This window comes from Sporofaciens sp. JLR.KK001, from assembly GCF_036941055.1.
GTDB lineage: Bacteria > Bacillota > Clostridia > Lachnospirales > Lachnospiraceae > Sporofaciens.
In genome coordinates, this window is record NZ_JAYMNO010000001.1 from 1624336 (window position 1) to 1648015 (window position 23680).

Annotated in this window: 23 protein-coding genes; 19 read left to right on the forward strand and 4 right to left on the reverse strand. The window is 41.7% G+C overall.

All coding sequences use genetic code 11. The features are described from left to right. The first annotated feature begins 1 nt into the window (after nt 1). The 15 genes from VSQ62_RS08740 (at nt 2) to VSQ62_RS08810 (ending at nt 17113) form a co-directional block, all read left to right on the forward strand. Nucleotides 2–760: a class I SAM-dependent methyltransferase gene (locus VSQ62_RS08740; protein WP_334634344.1), complete on the forward strand. Its 759-nt coding sequence runs from the start codon at nt 2–4 to the stop codon at nt 758–760. A gap of 5 nt (nt 761–765) precedes the next feature. Continuing rightward, on the forward strand, nt 766–1749 hold the full coding sequence (locus tag VSQ62_RS08745) for a glycosyltransferase family 2 protein (protein WP_334634345.1): 984 nt from the start codon (nt 766–768) through the stop codon (nt 1747–1749). Nucleotides 1750–1772: 23 nt separating this feature from the next. Then, complete coding sequence (locus VSQ62_RS08750; protein ID WP_334634347.1) at nt 1773–2750, forward strand: NAD-dependent 4,6-dehydratase LegB; 978 nt, start codon at nt 1773–1775, stop codon at nt 2748–2750. A 45-nt stretch (nt 2751–2795) separates the two neighbouring features. Beyond that, entirely contained in the window at nt 2796–3272 is a 477-nt protein-coding gene (locus VSQ62_RS08755) for a hypothetical protein (RefSeq protein ID WP_334634349.1), read from the forward strand. 63 nt (nt 3273–3335) lie between these two features. Beyond that, a complete protein-coding gene (locus tag VSQ62_RS08760; protein WP_334634351.1) occupies nt 3336–4568 on the forward strand; it encodes a nucleotide sugar dehydrogenase in 1233 nt (410 codons plus the stop codon). Then, nucleotides 4565–5695: a non-hydrolyzing UDP-N-acetylglucosamine 2-epimerase gene (gene wecB, locus VSQ62_RS08765; protein ID WP_334634352.1), complete on the forward strand. Its 1131-nt coding sequence runs from the start codon at nt 4565–4567 to the stop codon at nt 5693–5695. The genes VSQ62_RS08760 and wecB overlap by 4 nt, the downstream gene beginning before the upstream one ends. Nucleotides 5696–5712: 17 nt before the next feature. After that, nucleotides 5713–6144, forward strand: a complete 432-nt coding sequence (locus VSQ62_RS08770) for a hypothetical protein (RefSeq protein WP_334634354.1) — start codon at nt 5713–5715, stop codon at nt 6142–6144. Then, nucleotides 6141–7226 carry a glycosyltransferase gene (locus VSQ62_RS08775; RefSeq protein WP_334634355.1) on the forward strand — a complete coding sequence of 362 codons (1086 nt, stop codon included), beginning with the start codon at nt 6141–6143 and terminating at the stop codon, nt 7224–7226. Before VSQ62_RS08770 ends, VSQ62_RS08775 begins: the two co-directional genes overlap by 4 nt. Before the next feature lie 23 nt (nt 7227–7249). Beyond that, entirely contained in the window at nt 7250–8500 is a 1251-nt protein-coding gene (locus VSQ62_RS08780; RefSeq protein ID WP_334634357.1) for a rhamnan synthesis F family protein, read from the forward strand. 5 nt (nt 8501–8505) lie between these two features. After that, nucleotides 8506–10008, forward strand: coding sequence for a glycoside hydrolase family 99-like domain-containing protein (locus tag VSQ62_RS08785; RefSeq protein ID WP_334634358.1), 1503 nt, complete (start codon nt 8506–8508; stop codon nt 10006–10008). Then, nucleotides 9995–11161: a glycosyltransferase family 2 protein gene (locus tag VSQ62_RS08790; RefSeq protein WP_334634360.1), complete on the forward strand. Its 1167-nt coding sequence runs from the start codon at nt 9995–9997 to the stop codon at nt 11159–11161. The genes VSQ62_RS08785 and VSQ62_RS08790 overlap by 14 nt, the downstream gene beginning before the upstream one ends. Before the next feature lie 43 nt (nt 11162–11204). Then, entirely contained in the window at nt 11205–12587 is a 1383-nt protein-coding gene (locus tag VSQ62_RS08795; RefSeq protein WP_334634361.1) for a glycosyltransferase family 4 protein, read from the forward strand. A gap of 107 nt (nt 12588–12694) precedes the next feature. Then, nucleotides 12695–14755: a hypothetical protein gene (locus VSQ62_RS08800; protein ID WP_334634362.1), complete on the forward strand. Its 2061-nt coding sequence runs from the start codon at nt 12695–12697 to the stop codon at nt 14753–14755. Nucleotides 14756–14868: 113 nt separating this feature from the next. Continuing rightward, nucleotides 14869–16266 carry an ATP-binding protein gene (locus tag VSQ62_RS08805; RefSeq protein ID WP_334634363.1) on the forward strand — a complete coding sequence of 466 codons (1398 nt, stop codon included), beginning with the start codon at nt 14869–14871 and terminating at the stop codon, nt 16264–16266. Nucleotides 16267–16417: 151 nt separating this feature from the next. Beyond that, a complete protein-coding gene (locus VSQ62_RS08810; protein WP_334634365.1) occupies nt 16418–17113 on the forward strand; it encodes a hypothetical protein in 696 nt (231 codons plus the stop codon). Between the two features lies 1 nt (nt 17114). On the opposite strand, the gene VSQ62_RS08815 is transcribed toward VSQ62_RS08810, so the two are convergent. From VSQ62_RS08815 to mnmL, 4 genes are all read right to left on the reverse strand, one after another. Further along, on the reverse strand, nt 17115–17669 hold the full coding sequence (locus tag VSQ62_RS08815) for a chromate transporter (RefSeq protein ID WP_334634367.1): 555 nt from the start codon (nt 17667–17669) through the stop codon (nt 17115–17117). Next, nucleotides 17666–18217, reverse strand: a complete 552-nt coding sequence (locus VSQ62_RS08820; protein WP_334634369.1) for a chromate transporter — start codon at nt 18215–18217, stop codon at nt 17666–17668. The genes VSQ62_RS08815 and VSQ62_RS08820 overlap by 4 nt, the downstream gene beginning before the upstream one ends. A 117-nt stretch (nt 18218–18334) precedes the next feature. Next, a complete protein-coding gene (locus VSQ62_RS08825) occupies nt 18335–18847 on the reverse strand; it encodes a DUF4364 family protein (RefSeq protein WP_334634370.1) in 513 nt (170 codons plus the stop codon). A gap of 3 nt (nt 18848–18850) precedes the next feature. After that, the gene (gene mnmL, locus VSQ62_RS08830) at nt 18851–19786 is read right to left on the reverse strand and encodes a tRNA modification radical SAM protein MnmL/YtqA (RefSeq protein ID WP_334634371.1); all 936 of its coding nucleotides are present in this window, start codon (nt 19784–19786) and stop codon (nt 18851–18853) included. 252 nt (nt 19787–20038) lie between these two features. Here mnmL and rho point away from each other — a divergent pair, with 252 nt between their 5' ends. From rho to prmC, 4 genes are all read left to right on the forward strand, one after another. Then, nucleotides 20039–21376, forward strand: coding sequence for a transcription termination factor Rho (gene rho / locus VSQ62_RS08835; RefSeq protein ID WP_334634373.1), 1338 nt, complete (start codon nt 20039–20041; stop codon nt 21374–21376). A 94-nt stretch (nt 21377–21470) separates the two neighbouring features. Beyond that, nucleotides 21471–21674: a 50S ribosomal protein L31 gene (gene rpmE / locus VSQ62_RS08840; RefSeq protein WP_159752550.1), complete on the forward strand. Its 204-nt coding sequence runs from the start codon at nt 21471–21473 to the stop codon at nt 21672–21674. A gap of 60 nt (nt 21675–21734) precedes the next feature. Beyond that, a complete protein-coding gene (locus tag VSQ62_RS08845; RefSeq protein ID WP_334634374.1) occupies nt 21735–22670 on the forward strand; it encodes a DUF1385 domain-containing protein in 936 nt (311 codons plus the stop codon). Then, nucleotides 22633–23619: a peptide chain release factor N(5)-glutamine methyltransferase gene (gene prmC / locus VSQ62_RS08850; RefSeq protein WP_334634375.1), complete on the forward strand. Its 987-nt coding sequence runs from the start codon at nt 22633–22635 to the stop codon at nt 23617–23619. The genes VSQ62_RS08845 and prmC overlap by 38 nt, the downstream gene beginning before the upstream one ends. Nucleotides 23620–23680 lie beyond the last annotated feature (61 nt).

Sequence of the window (23680 nt, forward strand, 5' to 3'; positions counted from 1 at the left end):
TATGAAAAGTTATAAGAGGGTTGTAAATGAGCGGTATGATAAACAAAAATATACCGGAGAGGGAATAGTAAAAGATATATATTCTCCGGTTAATCCAATAGGATTCTATGGAGAATATAAAGCGGCTCAAATTCTTTTTGAATTTGTAAATTTGATAAATCAAAATAGAAGAAAATTAGATGCTATAAAAATCTGTGACTGTGGGTGTGGAGATGGGATCAAAACAAGATTTTTAACTGAATTGTTGGAGAATCCAGACCAGGTTTATGGCGTTGAATTTTCAAGGAATAGATTGCAGCATTGTAAAAGTATGAATCCAGCTCTTCATTATGAATATGGTGATTTAACAGAGCCTGGTGGAGGCATTCCTTTTAACGTACAATTTGATGGGATTACTGCGTTTGTTGTTTTTACGCATTTTACAACAGAAAAAGAAATTTTAAGTGCGTTAAAGAATGTATATAATTCTTTAAATAGAAATGGACTTTTTTTATGGTATGAACTTAATGCCCGCAGTCATTGGGATGGAAAAAGAAAAAATGTTGATCATTGGGGATTTTCTATAAAAGAAATGGATAGATATGCATTAAAGGCAGGATTTAAATTAGTAAGGCAGTCATCTATATATTCAATCATTCCGTTTATCAATAAGCCGACTGTTTATTTAGTAAAGAGTATGAAAAGTATTTTGTTGTTAGAGCTTTTGGAAAGGCTTCCGTTTAAAAAGAATAATGTCATAAGAATCTATCGTAAGGAGTAGACGAAATGGAGGAGCGCCCTTTTTTTAGTATTATAACGCCAGTTTATAATTGTAAACGATTCCTAAAAAAGTGCATACAGTCTGTATTGGATCAGACGTATTTATCATGGGAATTAATTTTAATCGATGATGGTTCAACTGATACCAGTGGAGAGATTTGTGAAAGTTTTTCTTATGATAACCGCGTAAAAGTAGTCCATCAGAGTAATGCAGGAGAATTGGCTAGTCGGGCAAAAGGGAATACCTATGCTAAAGGAGTTTACGCTTTAGGTCTGGACGCAGATGACTATTTAGAAAAATCTTGTCTTGAGACGATAAAAAAAGCAATAGATATTTCCGGAAGTGATATGATCTTTTTTGGATATCGTAATTTTGGATGTCAACAGGGATATGTCAAATCTACACTAAAAGCAGGAAAAGAATATACACAAAAGGAATTGATTAAAGAGATCATTGAAAGAACTAATCATGCCATTTGGAACAAAGCCATTAAATTAGAGAGAATAAAAGAATCAGAAGATTTTGATCTAATCAGAAGATTGGATATCAATGCAGATTATGCACAAATTATTTCTATACTATGTAATATAAAAAGTGGTTATGTAATAGATGATATTTTATATAACTACCGTGTCCATAATAAAAGTGCATCCCACACATGTAAAATACAGCATATTCATGATACGGGATTTGTTACATCTTATGTTATTCGTAAGTTAAAAGAGCATTCTTTAATGGATACGGAAATTTATAATATAATAAATTTTGCATATTTGAAAATGGTTGCTCCCCGGTTAATGTTGTTGTTCCAGAATAATGAAATAACAAAAAATGATTGTAAAAAAATACATAAATCTAAAGCATATATTAGTTCAAAGAATGCAGAAACACGACATAATTTTAATAAATTTGATTTTTGGTTTCTTAAGCTGTTTCGATACAGACAATATTGGATGATAAGATTAATTACACAATTGCAGAAACTATAGAAAAGTCTAGAGGGTGGCTGTTTATGAAAGTAATGGTAACAGGAGCAGATGGTTTTATTGGGAGTCATCTGACAGAAGAACTAGTAAAAAAGGGATATCAGGTCAAGACATTTGTTTACTACAATTCTTTTAATACATGGGGATGGCTTGATACACTTCCTGAAAACATAATGTCAAATGTGGAGATATTTCAAGGAGATATACGAGATCCGAATGGGGTAGAAGAAGCCATGCTGGATGTAGATGCAGTATTTCATTTGGCAGCATTGATAGCGATTCCGTTCAGCTATCATTCACCGGATACTTATGTGGACACGAATATAAAAGGAACGCTGAATGTTCTTCAATCAGCAAGAAAATTGGGATTAAAAAAGGTTCTTATTACATCCACATCAGAAGTGTACGGAACAGCACAATATATTCCAATTAATGAGAAGCATCCGTTTCAGGGACAGTCTCCATACTCAGCAACGAAGATCGGAGCAGATCGATTGGCTGAAAGTTTTTACAAATCTTTTCAAGTTCCGGTATCAATTGTAAGACCATTTAATACATATGGACCAAGGCAGTCGGCAAGAGCAGTTATTCCAACAATAATTACACAGTTGCTTGGGGGGAAGACGGAGATTAAGCTTGGGGCGCTGACTCCAACCAGGGATTTCAATTATGTAAAAGATACAGTACATGGATTTATATCAATATTTGAATCTGAGAACACTATTGGAGAAGAAATTAATATAGCTACACAAAAAGAAATATCTATAGGAGAATTAGCACATAAACTCATTGATAAAATCAATCCTCAAGCAAGAATTATTTGTGATGGAGACAGGATACGTCCCGAAAAAAGTGAAGTAAACAGATTGCTGGGATGTAATGAAAAAATATTACGGCTGACTAATTGGAAACCGCAATATTCATTAGATGAAGGATTAGAAAATACAATAGAGTTTTTAAAAAGGAATTTAGATAAATATAAGATTAATATATATAATATTTAAAATTTTTATAATGCTTTCATGAAGGTAAAATAAGGAGAAAACAGGATGAAAAAAGGAATTATTTCAGTTATATCAGGAATTGCAGGCGTAATAGCAGGAGCGGGGGCAGTGACTAAAGTTTTGGGGAAATCACTTTCTAAAACAAATAATCTGTCGGATAAGCATCTTGCTTTATTTTTGATGATGAATCAATGGGTAAAAGTAAAGCAGGAAGGGAAAAATCTGTCAGAATATTTTGAAACTAACGGATATGAAAAGATAGCGATTTATGGGATGAGTTATGCAGGTGAAACTCTGTTAGATGAATTAAGGGAATCCAAAATAGAAGTTGTTTATGGAATTGATAATCGGGCAGATTCCATTTATTTAGATCTGGATATTGTAACAATGGAAGATACCCTTGAAGAGGTTGATGCGGTTGTAGTTACAGCAATTACATATTTTGAGGAAATAGCAGAAAAAATAGAGAAGAAATTAGAATGTCCGGTTATATCATTAGAAGATATATTATATGAGATATAAGATATGAAAATATTTGCTGAATAAGTATAAAATCGGCGGTTCAAATAATGTATGGAGAAGCATATGAGAAATTTAGGTGATAATGAGTTGAAAATTAATATTATAGGATTGGGCTATATTGGACTGCCAACTGCTCTCATGCTGACAAAAGGGAATTATGAAATAGTTGGGACAGATTTAAACCAGAAACTGATAAGTGAACTTGCAGACAAGTGCATGAGATTCAGCGAAAATGGAATGGAAGAGCTTTTGAAAGAGGCATGTAATAGAGATATCCGATTCACTGTGGAGTATGAACAGGCAGATGTATATATAGTGGCTGTTCCTACTCCGTATATCAAAACATCAAAAAAAGTAGATGCATCATATGTTATAGGTGCCGTTACGAAAATTTTAAAAGTTTGCCCTGGAGATTGTGTTATTGTGATTGAATCTACTATCTCTCCGGGAACGATTGACCGATATATCAGACCATTAATTGATGGACACGAGGGCGTGAAGTTGGCACATGCACCTGAGAGGATTATACCTGGAAAAATATTATTTGAATTAGAAAATAATTCCAGAATTATTGGGGCAGATACTAATGAAATAGGAACTTTGATAAAAACGATATATCAATCTTTTTGTAAAGGAACAATTGTCACAACGGATATAAGAACGGCAGAGATGATAAAAGTTGTAGAAAATACATATAGGGATATCAATATAGCTTTTGCAAATGAACTAACTAAAATATGTAAGGAAGCGGAATTAAATGTTTATGAAATAATCCGTACTGCCAACATGCATCCAAGGGTAAATATCTTATCGCCGGGACCAGGAGTGGGAGGACATTGCATTTCTGTAGATCCGTGGTTTTTGGTTGGAGATTATCCGGGACTGGCCAATATCATTTTAGCGGCAAGAAAGATCAATGATTCTATGCCAGAGTATGTTCTGGAAAGAATTTCTGAGATTATGGAAAAAGAGGGGATAAATAATATATCCCGGATTGGACTTTATGGATTGACATACAAAGAGGATGTTGATGACATAAGGGAGAGTCCGACATTGCAGATGTTGTCAATTATGAAAAAACATTTAGCATCAGGGATTAAAGTATATGACCCCTATATAAAAGAAAAGATATTGGAAAACCAGTTTTTAGAGTTTAAAGAGTTTACTGAGAATGTTGATTTTATTATTATCATGGTTGGACATAAACAGATTATCGAGCAGTTAGATATCATTAGAAATAAAATTATTCTTGATACTCGAAATGTTATTGAAATTGAAGGTGTTTACCGGTTATGAGTAAGAAAAAAATCTTGATTGTTTTTGGTACAAGACCTGAAGCTATTAAAATGTGTCCTGTAATTAATGAATTAAAAAGGAGAAAGGAATTTGCGACAATTGTTGCGGTGACAGGACAGCATAGAGAAATGTTGGATCAGGTATTGAATGCGTTTTCGGTGATTCCTGATTTTGATCTTGCGATTATGAAAGAGAGTCAGTCACTTTTCGATATTACTATAAATGTCATAGAAGGGATCAAAGATGTAATCATAAAGGTTGTTCCAGATGTTGTATTGGTTCATGGTGATACATCAACGGCCTTTGCAACGGCCTTGGCAGCATATTATCTTCAAATTCCGGTTGGGCATGTTGAGGCAGGACTTAGGACGAATAATATATACTCCCCCTTTCCGGAAGAGTTTAACCGGGAAGCAGTTTCTCTGATTACGGAATTTCATTTTGCACCGACCAAAGCAACGAAAGCAAACTTGATAAAAGAAGGTAAGCTGCCGAAAAAAGTATACGTTACAGGAAATACAGTGATAGATGCACTTAAGACAACAGTGATAGATGATTATTCACATCCGGATCTGGAATGGGCGATAAAAGCAGATGAGCCGGACAGTAATTCAAGGTTTGTCCTTTTTACAGCACATAGGCGCGAAAACCTTGGAGAACCAATGAAGAATATGTTCAGAGCGGTAAAAAGGGTATTGAATGAACATCGGCAGGTGAAATTAGTATATCCGGTACATTTGAATCCGGTAATACAAGAAATCGCTATGAGAGAATTTGGAGATTGTCCGAACATAAGATTGATTAAACCATTGGATGTGTTGGATTTTCATAATTTTATGTCCAGAGCTTATCTTATCTTGACGGATTCAGGCGGGGTGCAGGAAGAAGCGGCGTCATTAGGTAAGCCTGTTCTTGTAATGAGAGATACGACGGAGAGGCCGGAGGGAATCGAAACAGGAGTATTGAAATTGGTAGGAACAGAGGAAAAAGATATATATCGGGAGTTCGGTAGATTACTTACAGATCCATCAATATATAAGGGTATGAGCAGTGCAGAAAATCCATATGGGGATGGACAGGCATCTGTCCGGATTGCAGATATTTTAAGGGATTCACTTACCAAATAAAAGGGGAAAAATCTAAGATGGCAGAGGAAAGCACAGATATATTAGAGCGGTTAATTGACATATATAAGAATGATTTAGAGATTGCAGAATGCAGTTTTGAGATAATGGGGAAATTATTAGATAAAGCCTGCTTGAAGAAGAGAATAGATCAATGGAACGTTAAGAAATTGTATATTTATGGCGGCGGATATTTAGGAATACACTTTTATCAGGCATGTGATCATTTGCTGGAGATCCCTGCTGTGGTGGACAAGCAGGGATGCTTGCAATTGGGTATTGGAGAAATACCAGTTATCAGACCCAGACAATTACAGAAGATTTATGATCAAGAGCTGATAGTCGTGGCGTCTGTCAGATATTATCAGGAAATTAAAAGAGATCTAGTCTCATTTGTTCCGGAAAGTAAAATTGTTTTTCTGGGAGAATTTTTGGAGGGAATGATATCGTGATATATATTACATATGCAGATTTATTCCATACCTCTTATTTTGGCATAACTAAAAAAATAATGTCGCAGATTAAGATATTTCAGCAAAGCTGGAAGAGGGTTTATTATACAACTCGAAAAGGTAAAATGATTTATCTAATGGAAGGAAATCGTGTTATTGATAAAGAGTTAGCTGTTACGAGTGCAATGTGTAATAAATCAATAGATGTATGGCTTGATAAATATAAGATACAAAGAACTTACATCAGGTATGATTTCGCGGATAGAAGCTTTATGAATTTCCTAGAGTCTCAAAAAAATAAAAATATAAAATCAGTGTTAGAAATTCCAACTTATCCATATGATGGAGAGATTACAAACGAGCGGATTAGGATAGAAGATGAATATTATAGAAAGCAGTTATATCGATTCATTAAGTGTGCAGCGACCAATACAGAAGCTGAAAATATATGGGGTATATCATGCATTAAACTGTTAAATGGTGTAGATATGGATAAATGTCCGCTGCATATGAAGAAGAAAATAGATAAGAAAATAGTTCTGATTAGCGTAGGAAGTATGGCTATATGGCATGGATATGAGAGAATATTAGAAGGGATTTATAATTATTATGCTGATGGCAATCAGGAATATGACATTATTTTTAAAATAGTTGGAGATGGGCCGGAAAAGGGGAAATATTGTTTATTGACTGAGGAATATGGTTTGCAGTCCAGAGTAGAATTTTGCGGCATGTTGGAAGGGGAAGGCTTGAATAGACAATATGAACAGGCAGACATAGCAGTTAGTTCACTGGGATTATACAAAACAGGTATTCATTCAGTCACTCCAATAAAGGGGGCTGAATATTGCGCAAGAGGAATTCCTTTTGTATGTGGGTATCATGATATGCGGTTTCCTGAAGATGCAGAATATATCATGAAAGTATCTAATAATTCAGAGCCTGTAGATATGAGAGGAATCATTGATTTCTATGAAAATATTGTCTTGCAGAAGAATTTGAATAGAAGAATGAGGGATTATGCGACTGAACATTTTACGTGGGAGAAAATGATGGCTCCTATAATTGAATATTTAAAATAATAGTTTAGTGTTGGAAAGAAAATATGAAAAATGTGTATGATATTAGATTTGAGAAGAATTTAGTTTACATATTTCCTGTGGACTCATTAAGAACGACTGGAATTACACAGAATATGATTCATGAAAAAGCAGCAGTTATTCTTTATCTGTTTTATATTGATACACTGCCGAACTATTATGGTTATATTGATGGAATACCGGATTCTATAGACGTATATATTATTTCATCAAAAGCAGAGGTGTTGGAAACGGTTCAAAGCTGTATGGAACAATTGAGAAGGGGGCATATCCGGTATATTCTGAAGGAGAATACCGGACGGGATGTAAGCGCTCTTTTGGTTGCGGCTTCGGAGATTGTCAAAAAGTATCAATACATATGCTTCGTTCATGATAAGAAGGCACATGATATCAAGTTAAAAGATGCGACCAGTTTGTGGATAGAGAACTTATGGGAGAATTTGCTTGGAAGCGAGTCTTATATAGATAATATTTTGAGGAGATTTGAAGAAAATGACAGGTTAGGAATATTGGCACCTCCGGATCCAATCGGAGATCACTTTGCTGCATGGTATGGTTTTGGCTGGTACGGCTCTTTTTCAATAACAAAAAAGATTGCAGAAGAATTGGAACTTAGAGCCGATTTGACCGAAAATAGACCGCCGATTACTTTAGGGACAGCGTTGTGGTTTCGAAAAGAAGCATTAAGTAAATTGTTTGATAGAAGATGGACATATGACGATTTTAATGATGAGGGTTTAATGTCAGAAAAATATTTAAGCTACGGTATAGAACGCATTTTTGCTTATGTTGCACAGGATGCCGGATATGATACAGGAACAGTAATGACATCATCATATGCAGAAAGACAAACAAATTATCTGCAGTATTCTACGAGCAAGATTTTTTCGGAAATAAGACATTTTTTCCCGTTTTATACGGTGGATATGATAGAGGAATATAGAAAAAGTACAAGGAAGATGATTGAATTTGCAAGGAAAAATCCTTGCTTTTATCTATATGGTGCGGGTACACTTGGAAGATTCTGTCATTATGTGTTGCGTGAAGAGAATTTATTGCCTGCAGGTTATCTTGTCAGTGAGGAGGCTAAAAGAGAAATATCTGAGGGAGTGCCTGTTTTTTCAATAGAAAAGGTAAGAGTAGGATCAGATATGGGGGTTATTGTGACTGTGTTTGAGAAGAGCGCAAGGGAAGAAATTAAGAGGATTTTGAAAAAGAAAAAGATAGTCAATTATATAGAATTTTGGGAGGAATGATTCTCGTGAGAGTAATAGCTATGTATTTACCTCAATTTCATAGAGTAAAGGAAAATGATGAATGGTGGGGGGAGGGGTTCACTGACTGGGTAAGTACAAGACAGGCTGTACCTCTGTTTGAAGGACATTTTCAGCCGCATGTACCGTTAGATCAGAATTATTATGATCTGACGGATCAGGAGACCATGCTGTGGCAGGCAGAACTTATGAAGCAATATGGAGTAGATGGCGTCTGTATGTATCACTATTGGTTTAATGAAGGAAAAAGGATTCTTGAAAAGCCGGCTGAGAACTTATTACAGTGGAAAGAAGTATATATGCCGTTTTGCTTTTGCTGGGCAAACGAGACTTGGGCAAGATCTTGGAGTAACGTGAAAGGGAATGTTTGGTCAAATTTGAATGAACCTATGAAAAAAATGGGAGATCGGGCTATTCTTTTAGAACAAAAATACGGAGAAAAGGAACAGTGGAAAGAGCATTTTGAGTATCTGCTTCCTTTTTTTCAGGATTCACGGTATATCCATGTGGATGGGAAACCACTTTTCGTTTTTTATAAGGCGTCAGATATTCCATGTTTAGAAGAAATGATACTGTATTGGAAGGAGCTGGCGATAGAATCAGGATTAAAAGGATTATATTTTATTGGAGGAAATGTAGACTCTTCTGTGACGATGGAGCTTGATGCAGAATTAATTCATGAACCGGTGAAATCATTCCGTAGGCTTATAGGATTTAAGGCAGAAAATAGAGTTTTTTCTGTAGATTATAAAAAAGTATGGGAACAGATCTTAAATACTGGACCAAACGGAAGAAAAACATATTTTGGAGGCTTTTCCGGATATGACGATACTCCGAGGCGGGGGATAGAAGGAGTAGTTGTCCGAGATGCCACGCCAGAACATTTTTGCGGCTGTTTGACAGAATTAATGGCAAAAAATGCTGCGAACGGCAGTGAGATTGTATTTATAAATGCATGGAATGAGTGGGGAGAAGGTATGCATTTGGAACCGGATGAAAGATTTGGAACGGCATTTCTTGAAGGTATAAAAAAGGCAAAAAAAGATTATGTAGACAAAAAGTGGAAATATATGCCGGCTTATCATTCTGATACCGACGAACTACTAAGAATACAAAAGGAATGTGATAAGTTTGAAAAATATCTGAGGGTTTTGGACAAATGGATGAGCCTACGGGAGAGAGGGATAAGGCTGGATCAATATTTGTTGGAACAAGGATATAAGAGAATCAGCATATATGGTTACGGGGTTTTTGGACAACATTTGGTTGAAGAGTTAAAGGGAAGTGAATTGAACATAGAGTATATAATTGATCGTCAAAAAGACAAGATTCATGTAGATTATCCGGTATATCATCCAACAGAAAAATTACCGGAGTGTGATGTCATAGTGATTACTTCGTTCTATTTTTTAAATAAAATAAAGAAAGATTTAGAAGATGTGCCTTATCAAAAGATTTCGATAGAAACAATGGTTAATGAAAATGAATGATAGTGTAGTTGTAAGTGTAGTTGTACCTATATATAATACGGCGTCTTATGTGAAAAAGTGCATACAAAGTATTATGGACCAGACCTATGAGAAAATAGAAGTTATCCTGATAGATGATGGTTCTATGGATGGATCAGATATGATTTGCCGGTCTTTTTTAAAAAAGGATAAGAGGATTAAGTATATCAGGCAAGAGAATTCAGGTGTTGTCAGAGCAAGAATGACGGGGATCGATCAGGCTTCGGGAGAGTATCTGCTATTTATAGATTCAGATGATTGGATAGATTCGGATATGATTGAACATCTGGTGGGGAATATAGAGGAAGCAGATATGGTTACGGCCGGAGTGCATTATGAGGTTCAGGCCGGAGTTGTGGTTGAGTACATGGATAAGTATCCTGAAGGAATTTATGACTTGCAGAACATAGACGGTGTGCTGCAAACGATGATTTTTGATATGGAGACGAAGGAATTGCAGCGTCTGACGCCATGGATTTGGAATAAACTATATCGGACAGACATTGTGAAGGATATTTATAAGGAATTGGATACTGGTATGAAATTTGCTGAGGATACAGTTTTTTTGTATAAATATTGCTTGAGATGTCAATCTATTCGTATTTCCCATAAGTGTTTTTATCATTATCGGTATAGAAGTGAGTCTGCGTTTCATGGGACAAATCCCAATATGTTAAGTGATATTAATATGGCTTATTTGAGTTTGATACAGGATTTTAATAAGCATTCATCAGGGAAAATTATGGTAAAGCAATTACAGTATTGGATATCTGTCATGGTGCTTATGGCCTTGAATGAACAGATGGGATTTGATGATGTGATCCATATACCGGAATTTATACTTGATACAGATGGCTTAAAGGGAAAGAAGATTGTACTGTATGGTGCAGGGAAAATGGGAAGAGACTTTCAATTGCAGTTAAGCAAAATGGGATATCAGATTGTATTGTGGGTGGACAGCCATTGGACAGAAGGACAGGATGTAAAAGCGCCGCAGAATATTTTAGATATAGAATATGATATTATTTTGGTTGCTGTAAGTAAATATGAATATGCGAAAGATATTATTATAAAATTGCAGAATATGGGAATTGGCAGAGATAGAATCGTTTGGAAGTGCCCAGTAAGAGTGTGAAGTAAAGAATGTTGAAAAATAGAAATAACTGAGGAGTGTTAAAATGAAATTCCTACTTTTCGGTACAGGTGAATACTACAACCGTTACAAAATATGGTTTGCAAAAGAGGACATCATTGCCCTGATTGACAATTCCAAAGAAAAGCAAGGCCAGTATATAGACAATATCCTTGTAATCCCGCCAGAAGCAGTCTGCCAATATGAATTCGATGCAATCGTCATCCTAAGCTTCTATGTCAAAGCTATGAAGTTCCAGCTAATACAGCTGGGAATAGAAGAAAGCAGAATCTATCATTTCTTTGATTTACATAACTTGATCTATCACCAAGTAAAGAAAAGGGCAATCCATTATTACGAACCAAAGGATAAGAATGAATCAGAAAATAAAAAGATTTTATTATTAAGCCATGACCTTACCTTAGGAGGTCCGGCTCTTGCACTTTACCATGCTGCACAAATATTACGGAAAAACGGCTACCAGGCAGTTTATGGATCTATGCTGGATGGCCCTCTTCGTAGAACCTTGACCGAAGAAGGAATTCCTATAATCGTGGATGAGAATCTAATGATCGAGACAATGAAGGAAGCAGAGTGGACAAACGGTTATTCATTGATCATCTGTAACACCATGAATTATCATGTATTCCTTTCTGAGAGAGGCCAGAACGTTCCTGTTGTATGGTGGCTCCATGATGCATTATTTTTCTATGATGGAATCCGTCAGGAAGTGATGGAAAAGATATCACAGGATAATATGCAGATATGGAGTGTTGGCCCAATTCCAAAGAAAGCGGTGCAGACATTCCGGCCAGACCTGCAGATAGAAGATCTGCTCTATGGAGTGGCAGATCAGGCAGATAGAAAAAATAAGGTGAATTCAGACTCTGTCATACGTTTTATCACCATCGGGTACATAGAACATAGGAAGGGACAGGATATTCTTCTTGAAGCAATCAAGGGATTGGAAGATGAGTTCAGGAAGAAAGCGGAGTTTATTTTTGTCGGACAGAATACATCCCTGATGGCACAGAATCTCATAGAGGCTTCCGGGAATATTCCTGAGATTGTTATTACAGGACTAGTAGATAGGGAAGAGATAGATACACTGTTAGATCGATCGGATGTATTAGTGTGCCCGTCAAGAGAAGACCCAATGCCTACGGTGGCGGCAGAGGCGATGATGCATGGTTTGCCTTGTCTTATTTCGGATACTACAGGCACGGTCCAATATATAGGAGACGGGATAGACAGTATTGTGTTCCAGAGCGGGAATGCAGAGCAATTAAGAGAAATGCTGAGAAGATGTATTCGGGGAAGTTACAACCTGAAAGAGATGGGCAGGAATGCACGAGGCGTATATGAAAAATATTTCTCTATGCAAGCCTTTGAAAATAGACTCATGGAACTTGTGGAAGATCTGGTGTGACGGATTTATAATAACTGATATTTGCATCTAGCGGCAGCCGCAAGATATGTATGCAAGCATGCCCGTTTAGTTTGTCGTTCGCTGGAATAAAAGAGAGGAGTGTCTGTATGTCAGCGGAAGAAAACTTGTTTCAGAAATATTACGGTAAGAAGATCGCTCTATACGGCTTAGGAACGGAGACAAGAAAGGCGCTTCTTTCCCTCGAAGAGCATTTTGAGATTATCGGCCTGTTGGATAGTTTCCAGGATAGCGGCCAGATTCACGGGAAGGACATCCTATCACTGTCACGGGTAATAGAAGAAGGCGTGAAGCTGATCATAGTAGTCGCCCGCCCAGGCTCCTGCAAGGCGATAGCAAGGAGAATCGGAGATACCTGCAGAGAGCAGGGAATTGCCCTTATGGATATTAGAGGGAAGGATCTGCTGGAAAGAAAAACTGTTACCTATGATTTTACAAATGTAGCGGGAAGTACCAGGGAAGAACTGTATCAGAAGATCGCAGAGGCAGAGGTAGTGAGCTTCGATCTCTTTGACACACTCATTATGCGTGAGGTGCTGACATCAGCAGACATCATAGAATTGCTATCGGCAGCATTGCAGGAGAAGGGAATTCGTATCGATAATTTTGCGGCGCATCGTCTGGAGGCGGAGAAGCGGCTGGCCAAATACGGGGCGCCGACTCTGGAGGCAATCTATGAGGATATATTATGTAAAATGGATACTCAAGTTATCCGGCCCTCGGAGCTTGCGCAGATGGAATGGGAGATTGACTATAGGACTATTCTGGCAAGGCATGCGGTATGTGAGGTCTATGAGCATTGCATCCGTCAGGGAAAATCAGTCTATATCGTGACGGATACTTATTACCGTCAGAAACAGATAGAAGCTGTCTTGGAGAAATGTCATTTGACCGGATATCAGGGGCTGCTTGCGTCCTGTGAGTATGGTACGGGGAAGACGCAGAAGCTCTTCGCTAAGCTGAGGGAGAGAGAAGGGAACAGGAAATACTTGCATATCGGTGATGATCTTACGGCAGATATGGAGATGGCGGGTAAAGAAGGAATGGACACCTATCATATTTTCAGTGGGGAAGAGTTGTTGGACGCAGTCGGCGGCATGGGGATAGAAGAATGTATGGAGAGCATATCAGAGCGGCTGAAAGCAGGGATGTTTGCGGCACGGCTGTTCAATGATCCATTTCAGTTCGAATCAGAAGACAGAAGGATCGGACTGGCGGATGTTTATGATATCGGTTATCTGATCTGTGCGCCTGTGATCACGGATTTTCTGTTCTGGTTTCGGGAGCGTGTGCAGCATTATGGGATCAAGAATATCTGGTTTGGCGCAAGAGACGGATACCTGTTACAGAAACTGTATCGAATGTTAGAGGAAGATGCAGAGACGGTGTATTTCCATACGTCCCGGACGGCGGCGATCAGGGCGGGGATGATGGATGATTCCGATATCGCTTATGTAGAAAGTATGAGGTTCGGCGGTACGTTAGAGGAGAATCTGCGGGTTCGGTTTGGGCTGGAAGCCGCGGAAAATGGATGTGACAAGAGCATGGGGTTGCTGGATTACCGGGAGAGTATTCTGATGCATGCCCAGGAGGAACGCCGGAAATACAGAACATACATAGGCGGTTTGGACAGGAAGGAAGGGGAGATTGCCTTTTTTGATTTTGTGGCAAAGGGAACGACGCAGATGTATGTGCAGAGAATGGTGGAGCCGCATATGAAGGGGCTTTATTTTTTGCAGCTTGAGCCGGATTTTATGAGAGACAAGGGGTTGGATATTGAGCCATTTTACAGAATAGAAGAGACGGAGGGCAGCAGTATCTATGATAATTATTATGTGCTGGAGACGATATTGACGGCGCCGCATCCGTCGGTGTGTGGATTTGATTCCTGCGGAAGGCCATTATATGCGCAAGAGACAAGGGAAGAACGAGATATCCGGTGTATTGAACGGGCGCAGGAGGGGATATTGGATTATTTATGCAGATATCTGGAGTTATTGCCGTCAATTGCCGAGAGTCAGAGCAAAAGGCTGGATGAGATCATGTTGGGGCTTATTCATAATCTAAAGATTATGGATGAAGAGTTTCTGTCGCTTATTGCGGAGGATCCATTTTTTAATAGGATGACAGAAATAAAAGAATTGATTTGAAGTAAATGATTGACTCCCCATCTTAAAAGCGGTATCATAGACTTATCATTTATAAACTTACTCATAAGTTACTAACTCATGGGTAAGTTTCTTGGTATGAAGGAGGATAAGCTATGTTCCATTGCCGGGAATCAGAACTTCGCAAGTTGAATAAGCGTTATCAGTATACTGATTTTGAGTGTGTCATTATCTATGGCAGAAGACGGGTCGGCAAGACAGCCTTGATCAATGAGTTCTGTAAGGATAAACCAACCATTTATTTTTCTGCGCTGAATGCGACTGCACCGGAGAATCTCCGTACATTATCCAATTCTATCCATCAATATGAACGTCCGGATGCTGCCAGTACGGCTGAATTTCAGTCATATGAGGATGCCTTCGATGAGATCAGCAAGTTGTCAGGTGAGGAGCGGGTAGTGTTTGTAATAGACGAATATCCATATCTTGCCAAATCTAAGCCGGCTGTTTCTTCCATGCTGCAGCATTTGATCGATCATGTATGGAGCGAGGGGCGGTTATTTCTTATTCTTTGCGGGTCATCAATGAGTTTTATGGAATACCAGGTATTGGGGTATGAGAGTCCGCTGTACGGAAGGCGGACAGCGCAGTTCAAGATAGAACCGTTGACTTATCTGGAGTCGGCACAGTTTTATCCCTCTCTTAATTATGAGGACCAGGCACTGGTTTATGGCATTACAGGGGGAATCCCTCACTATATTAATCAGCTAAAAGTGCGAAGTACTGTAGATCGGGCGCTTTTAGATAATCTGTTTGACAGCTCCAGTTATCTGTTTGAGGAGCCGGAGAACCTGTTGAAGCAGGAATTGCGGGAGCCTGCGGTATACAATTCTATTATCAGGGCGATTGCAGAAGGTGCATCCCGTATGAATGATATTTCTACGAAGACGGGAATTGAGACAGGGCCTTGTGCAAAGTATGTTAAGACATTGATCGATCTTGGGATCATTAAGAAGGAAACTCCGATTACAGAGAAGCCGGGGAAGAAGACGATTTATTTTTTGACGGATAATTTTTTCAGATTCTGGTATCGTTTTGTTCCGCAGAATATTGCTGCGATCCATTCAGAGAGGATAGAGAAGGTATATCCATATGCGGTAAAGCAGTATTTATCCGATTATATGGGGTTGATCTTTGAGAAGATGTGCCAGGAATACTTGCTTTATTATGCGGATGATCTGCCTGTGAACTTAAGTGGTATCGGGCAGTGGTGGGGAACGGATTCCAGGCGGAAGAAGCAGATACAGATCGATCTTGTAGGAACCCCGGTGGAGGGGAAGGAATATCTGATCGGCTCCTGCAAATTCAGAAATGAGAAGATCGGGATGGATGAATTAGAGTTGCTCCGAGAGTATGCAAAGGTTTTTGGGAAAGGTGAGAGATACTATTATTATATATTTTCCAAAGGAGGATTTACTCAGAGTCTTATGGAGGCGGCGAATCGGGGTGATGTATCATTGATTGGATTGGGAGATATGTATGGGTTTCCATAGATTTCCAGATGTTTGGTTCCGGGGAGTTTGAGAATGAGAATGTCTTTGCGCTCTCCTTTGCCGGCATATTTGTAAGAAGAATAAAGGCGGAGATTACAGATATTTCAAATAATTTGCGGGAGACGATCAGGCAGATAAGCCGGTCGTGTTGATGATCGATGAGGTTGACAGTGCCGTGAACAATCAGGTTTTTATTGATTTTCTTGCACAGCTTCGCGCGTATTATATCCGGCGTGCGACGTATTCTACTTTCAGATCAGTGATCTTAGCCGGAGTGTATGATGTGAAGAATCTGGTGAAGAAGCTGCGATCGGATGAGGATCATAAAGTAAATAGTCCATGGAATGTTGCTTCGGATTTCGGTGTTGAGATGAGTCTTGGAAAAGAGGGAATCGCTGAAATGCTGCGGGAGTATATGGAGGATTACCAACTTGAGATGGATGTGGAAGAGATGGCTGAACTGCTTTGTGCGGAAACATCCGGATATCCGTTTCTTGTATCCCAGCTATGTAAATTGATGGATGAAGAAATCAGCCGGTCAGAGGGCGGTAAGGCTAAAGCATGGACGGCTGATGGATTCGTGGAGGCGCAGCGTATTCTGACATCCAGAAAAAATACGTTATTTGAATCATTAATCGGGAAGGTAATAACGTATCCTGAATTGAATGATATTCTGCAGAATAAGATTTTTAATGGCCAGACAGTACCATATACGGCGTTGAATCCGGTGATTGATCTTGCGGCAATGTTTGGAATCCTCTGGAGCAATATTCTGTTATTCCCACGGGCAACGAGCCAAGCGGGCATGCTTGCATGCACATTTGGCGACTGCCGCGGGAGTATTTGACTTACATCCCAAGCACAACCCCCACGCAAGCCCCTGCCGCGATCCACACCAGGGGATGCAGCTTCCCAAGCTTCTTCACCTGCAGAAGTGCGAACGTAACACCACAAACCGCCACATTGACCACATTCACCTGTACATTTCCTTCGACAACCGACACGATCGCAATCTTGAGCAGTTCCCACACCGCATACCCGATCAGGGCGGCCACAGCCGGGCGGATGCCGTAGAAAGCGGCTTTCACATTCTTATTCTCACTGAAATTCTCCAGAAACTTTGCAATCAGCACGATAATGATCAGAGCCGGCGCCGTGAGCGCCAGGGTGGCTACGATCGCTCCCGGGACGCCGGCGGCGTTATATCCGGCGTAAGTCGCCATATTGATACCTACAGGCCCGGGGGTGCTCTCGCTGATGGCAACCATGTTGGTGAGTTCGCTTACTGTAAACCAGTCATATTTGTTCGTCAGATCCATCAGGAAGGGCAGTGTCGCCATCCCCCCGCCGATGGAGAACAGACCGATCTTGAAGAATTCATATGCAAGGATCAGATAGATCATGCGTTACGCCTCCCTTCGATATGTTTGGCAATGATGCCGGTGACTCCGGATAAGACGATCACCAGCGCTGTTGGAACCGGCGTAAAGCAAGCCAGTATAAAGGCAACAAGAAAGACCAGGGCGCCCAGCTTGTCGATGATCCCTTTCTTCATCATGCTGACTACAGTGTTCAGCATCAGCGCGCATACAACGATACGGATGCCTGCCAGGGCATGAAGGACCACCGGCATGTGGATGAAATTATTAAGAATCGAAGCGACCAGGCAGATGATAATGAGGGAAGGGGAGACCATCCCCAAAGTACCGGACACACCGCCGATGAATCCGGCCTGCTTATAGCCCACATAGGTAGCAGTGTTGACTGCGATGATTCCGGGGGTACACTGACCGATGGCGTAGATATCCAGAAGTTCTTCTTCCGTACACCAACCATGCTTCTGCACTACCTCCCGCTGCAGCATGGGCAGCATGGCAAGCCCGCCGCCGAAGGTGAGGCCGCCGATCTTGAAAAAACTAACATATAATTCCGCTAATTTCTTGGTATTCATAGTATTCAATGCTCCTATCTTAATTCCCGCGAGCAACGAGCCAAGCGGGCATGCTTGCATGCACATTTGGCGACTGCCGCGAGGTCTTTGACTCTGATCAAAATGCTGCAGCCAAGCCTATAATAGCTGCGACATAATATGTGCATAGATCTCCTGGTTCTTCTTCGTCCAGTTATTGGCGATCGTCTCTGCCTCCGCCTCGGTCGGCGCGGTAACGGTCAGCTCGATCAGGGGAATCCGTTGTTCGATGACCTGGCATTTGACAAAATATTCCCCATTGGAATTGCGGTAATAATCGGACTTGACGGATACTTCGTTCTTGAGTTCATATCGCTTCTGCTTCAAAAATGCATTGATATCTTTCTGGATGGCAGGGGAGATATCATTGCGGAAGTAATAGACGATCTCGGCGCCTTCCTCTGTGATATGGAAGAAGGTTCTGTTATGGGTTGATTCCTCTTGTATGAGATTCGATTCCACCAGTTCGGAGATCGCCTGTTGAAGTTTGAAATAAGTCGTATATCCCTCATCCAGAATGAATTCAGAGAGCTGTGCGTTCGTCAGGGGGAAATCCACCCTGTTCAGGATATATAATATGATAAGCTTGTATAATTTGAGAGGTTTATCCATGCGTTACATTCCTTTCTCATAGTCTTTTCCCTGCCAGATGTCGTGCTCCTTCAGATAGGCGTGCAGGCCGTTCAGTACTCGGCGCTTGTGTCCCGTCCACAGGGGAGCGACAAGGAGCGGCTTGGGGCCGTCGCCGGTAAGCCGGTGTACGGTAATGTCAGGGCGAAGGGTACTCAGCGCCTTGCCGAGCATCACGAAGTATTCTTCCATATCGGGAAGCGGAAACGGATGTTCCTTGTAATATTTTGCAAGATCGGTACCCTTTAATATATGTAGTAATTGAAATTTTACACCTTGGATATCCAGGGTATTCAGATAGCTGACTGTGGCAAGCAGATGCGGCATGCCTTCTCCTGGAAGTCCGAGGATCGTATGGACGATCACTGGAATGGATAGCGCCCGTAAGCTTAAGACAGCCTGTTCAAATACGGGAAGCTCATAACCCCTGTGAATGAACTTTGCCGTCTGCGTATGGATTGTCTGGAGTCCCAGCTCTATCCATACGGGCTTGATCATGCTTAGTTCTTTCAGAAGTTCCAGCACATCGGGGCCAAGGCAGTCAGGTCTTGTCGCGATATCCAGGATGCAGATATCAGGGGATGCCAATGCTTCGGTGAATATCTTGCGCAGACGGGAGACCGGAGCATAGGTATTGGTATATGCCTGGAAATAAGCGATATAAGCGTTGCCGGAATATTTGCCCGCGGCTTGTGCTTTGCCCGTCCGGATCTGTTCCGTGATGGAGAGGTGCCGGTCTGCGGCATAATCCCCGGAACCTCCAGCGCTGCAGAAGATGCAGCCGCGGTCACCCAGGGTGCCGTCCCGGTTGGGGCAGGTTAGACCTGCATCCAGTGAGATCTTGTACATCTTCCTGCCGTAAGTCTGCTTCAGGTAATAGTCAAGAGAGTAATATCGCCGGTTGTCCCAGTATATTGCCATTGTATTCCGCCGCCTTTCCCTCAGACTGAATATCCAACCGCCGCGTTGCGGTTGGAGAACTGTATCCATATAATAACATTCTTAATGAATCAAATCAATAAAAAGGCTTTTAAATTTCCAATAAATGTAGTATAATAACATCTGATTCCAACTGGGTCAATTCAGGCCCCTCAATCCCAGTGAATATATATTAGATATGATACATCGAATATTAGTATATTTAATGGAAAAAATTTAGAAAGGAATAGCCATATGAGAGAAAAATATGAATCACTGCCCTTATCTACACTCAAAGATCTTGCGAAGGCGAGAGGCTTAAAGGGGATATCGACAATGAAGAAAGCAGAGCTTGTTGAGCGTATGCTGGAGGAGGATGAGAAGGAGAAGCAGGCTTCCAGGGAAGCAGTGAAGGAGATGTCTGCGAATACAGGAGATAAAGAGGTTCATGATATAGATAGATTGGATAGCGGCATTACAGCCTGCGGAATCTTAGAGGTGCTTCCGGACGGATATGGATTTATCAGGAGCGCCAACTACCTGCCGGGAGAGAACGACGTGTATGTATCGCCGTCCCAGATTCGGAAGTTCAATCTTAAGACGGGAGATATTCTGGAAGGACATACGAGGATCAAGACGCAGCAGGAGAAGTTCAGCGCATTACTATACTTAACGAGAATCAACAATATCGATCCGATGAAGGCGATGCGGAGGACGAATTTCGAGGATATGACGCCGATCTTCCCGGATGAGAGACTCAGGCTTGAGAGCGGCAAGACGAGCACTGCCATGAGGATCGTAGATCTCTTGTCTCCGATCGGGAAGGGGCAGCGCGGTATGATCGTGTCTCCTCCGAAAGCTGGTAAGACAACCTTGCTTAAGCAGGTGGCGCTGTCCGTAAGGAGGAATAATCCGGAGATCCATCTGCTGATCCTGCTGATCGACGAGCGTCCGGAGGAGGTAACGGACATCAAGGAGACCATCGAGGGAGACAATGTTGAAGTCATCTACTCTACGTTTGATGAATTGCCGGAGCACCACAAGCGTGTGTCGGAGATGGTGATCGAGCGGGCGAAGCGCCTGGTAGAGCACAAGAAGGACGTCATGATACTGCTTGACAGTATCACGCGTCTGGCGAGAGCTTATAACCTGACGGTTCCTCCTTCAGGAAGAACGCTTTCCGGCGGTCTTGACCCGGCGGCGCTGCATATGCCCAAGAGATTCTTCGGTGCGGCTAGGAATATGCGCGGCGGTGGAAGTCTCACGATCCTGGCGACGGCTCTTGTCAATACCGGGAGCAAGATGGATGATGTGATCTATGAGGAGTTCAAGGGAACCGGTAATATGGAACTGGTGTTAGACAGGAAGCTGTCTGAGAAGAGGGTATTCCCGGCGATCGACATCCCGCAGTCCGGAACCAGAAGGGAAGACCTTCTGCTGTCCAGGGAGGAGCAGGAGGCGGTTGATAATATGCGCCGCGCGTTAAATGGCATGAGGGCGGATGAGGCAGTGGAGAATATCCTGAATATGTTCAGCCGGACTCGTAATAATGCCGAACTGATTCAAATGGTAAAAAAGACAAAAATCATCTAGACAATGCCGCGTTTTTATGTTACAATAACAACGCTGTTTAGAAAACGAATAAGTAGCGTATAACGCTCGCGAAAATAAAGAAGAGGTGAAGATCATGAAAGAAGGAATACATCCAACATATCATCAGGCAACAGTGACCTGCAACTGCGGCAACACATTTGTAACAGGTTCAACAAAAGAAGATATCCACGTAGAGATCTGTTCCAAGTGCCATCCTTTTTACACAGGACAGCAGAAAGCAGCTCAGGCTCGCGGCCGTGTTGACAAGTTCAATAAGAAATACGGAATGGGTAAATAAAAAAGCAGGTATCGGGTTGAGGTTGTATGATCTCAACCCTTTTCTATAAGGAGTATTAGGATGAAATCATCTAACATAGGCGGTCAGGCCGTGCTGGAAGGGATCATGATGAAGCATAAGGATGATTATGCCGTTGCGGTCCGTAAGCCAGACGGGGAGATCTTCGTTCAGAAGGAGACATATAGGAGTATTGTATACAGATGGAAGAAGCTGACGGAGATCCCATTTATACGGGGTGTTTTTAATTTCATAGATTCGATGGTGCTGGGGATGAAGACGTTGACCTATTCTGCCAGCTTCTATGAGGATGAAGAAGAGAAAGAGCTGACGGAGAAGGAAGCGTCCAGGCAGGAGAAGAAGGAGAGCCTGCTGATGGGAGTGACGGTGGCATTCTCGCTGGTCGCGGCGGTGGCTATTTTTATGGTACTTCCTTATTTCTTGTCTTCTTTGCTTAAGAGTTATATCCCTTCTTACGGTGTGCGTACCGTGATCGAGGGATTCGTGAGGATCGGTATCTTCATATTATATGTGCTTCTGATCTCCCGGATGGAGGATATTCAGAGAACCTTCATGTATCACGGTGCAGAGCATAAGTGTATCAACTGTATTGAGCACGGGCTTCCGCTCACGGTGGAGAATGTAAGGAGCAGCTCCAGACAGCATAAGAGATGCGGGACCAGCTTCCTGTTCTTGGTGCTTGCCATCAGCATTATCATGCTGCTGTTAGTCCGGGCAGAGACTCCGCTTATGCGGATCGTGATCCGGATTGTGCTGCTGCCGGTGATCGCGGGAGTCTCCTATGAATTCCTGAAGCTTGCGGGGCGCAGTGAGAATCCGGTGGTGAATCTGTTCAGCAGACCGGGGCTTGCCATCCAGAAGCTGACGACGAAGGAGCCGGACGACGGCATGATAGAGGTGGCGATCCAGGCGGTGGAGGCTGTATTTGATTGGAGAGCATATGAGGCAGAGAATTTTCACACTGCGGCAGATCATTGAGACGGGAAGGGCAGAATTAGAAGCGGCCGGTGTCGAAGAAGCGGCGCTTGACGCCTGGTATCTGTTGGAATACACTTCCGGTATCAGCCGGGCGGCTTATTATGGAGAACCGGAGCGGATTCTCGAAGAACCCCTGGCAGAGCAGTATCTTCATTATATCGGGATGCGTAAGAAGCGGATCCCGCTTCAGCATATTACGGGGGAACAGGAATTCATGGGGTATCCCTTCTATGTTAATGAGCATGTATTGATTCCGCGCCAGGACACGGAGACTCTTGTGGAGGAAGCAGTGAAGTTCATCCGGGCGAAGCTTCGCGGGAATGAACGGGGAGCAGAGGAGTCTGGAAGGGATGCGGACAACATTGCAGGGATCGAGTGTGAAGAGGAACGTAAGGTGAAAGTACTGGATATGTGTACCGGATCCGGCTGTATCTTGTTGAGTATCATGAAGCTGTGTCCGCAGTTAGAGGGAACAGGCTGCGATATATCGGGGGAGGCGCTTGCGGTTGCAAGAAAGAATGCAGAGCGTCTGGAAGTGGATGCCAAGTGGATAGAGTCTGATCTGTTTGATAGGTTGTCTGATGATGAGAACAGACAGTTTGACAGACCATGTTATGATGTGATCGTGTCTAACCCGCCCTATATCCGGACTGCCGAGATTGAGACCCTTCAGGATGAAGTACGCCTTCATGATCCGCGGATCGCGTTAGACGGCAGGGAGGACGGATTATATTTCTACAGAAGGATCGTGAAAGACAGCATTTCCTTTATAAAGGACGGGGGAAGCCTGATATTTGAGATCGGGTGGGACCAGGGAAAGGACGTGGCGGAGCTTATGACAGAGCATGGATATGAGAATGTGACGATAAAAAAAGACCTGTCAGGTCTTGACCGGGTAGCCGCAGGTGTATACAATAGAAGAAGTGTCTGCGGGAGCGGATTCCTGTAGCGTATTTGACAGGCGTGGATTTGAAGTGTTGGAAGGTAATAACGATTGAGAAGATATTTTA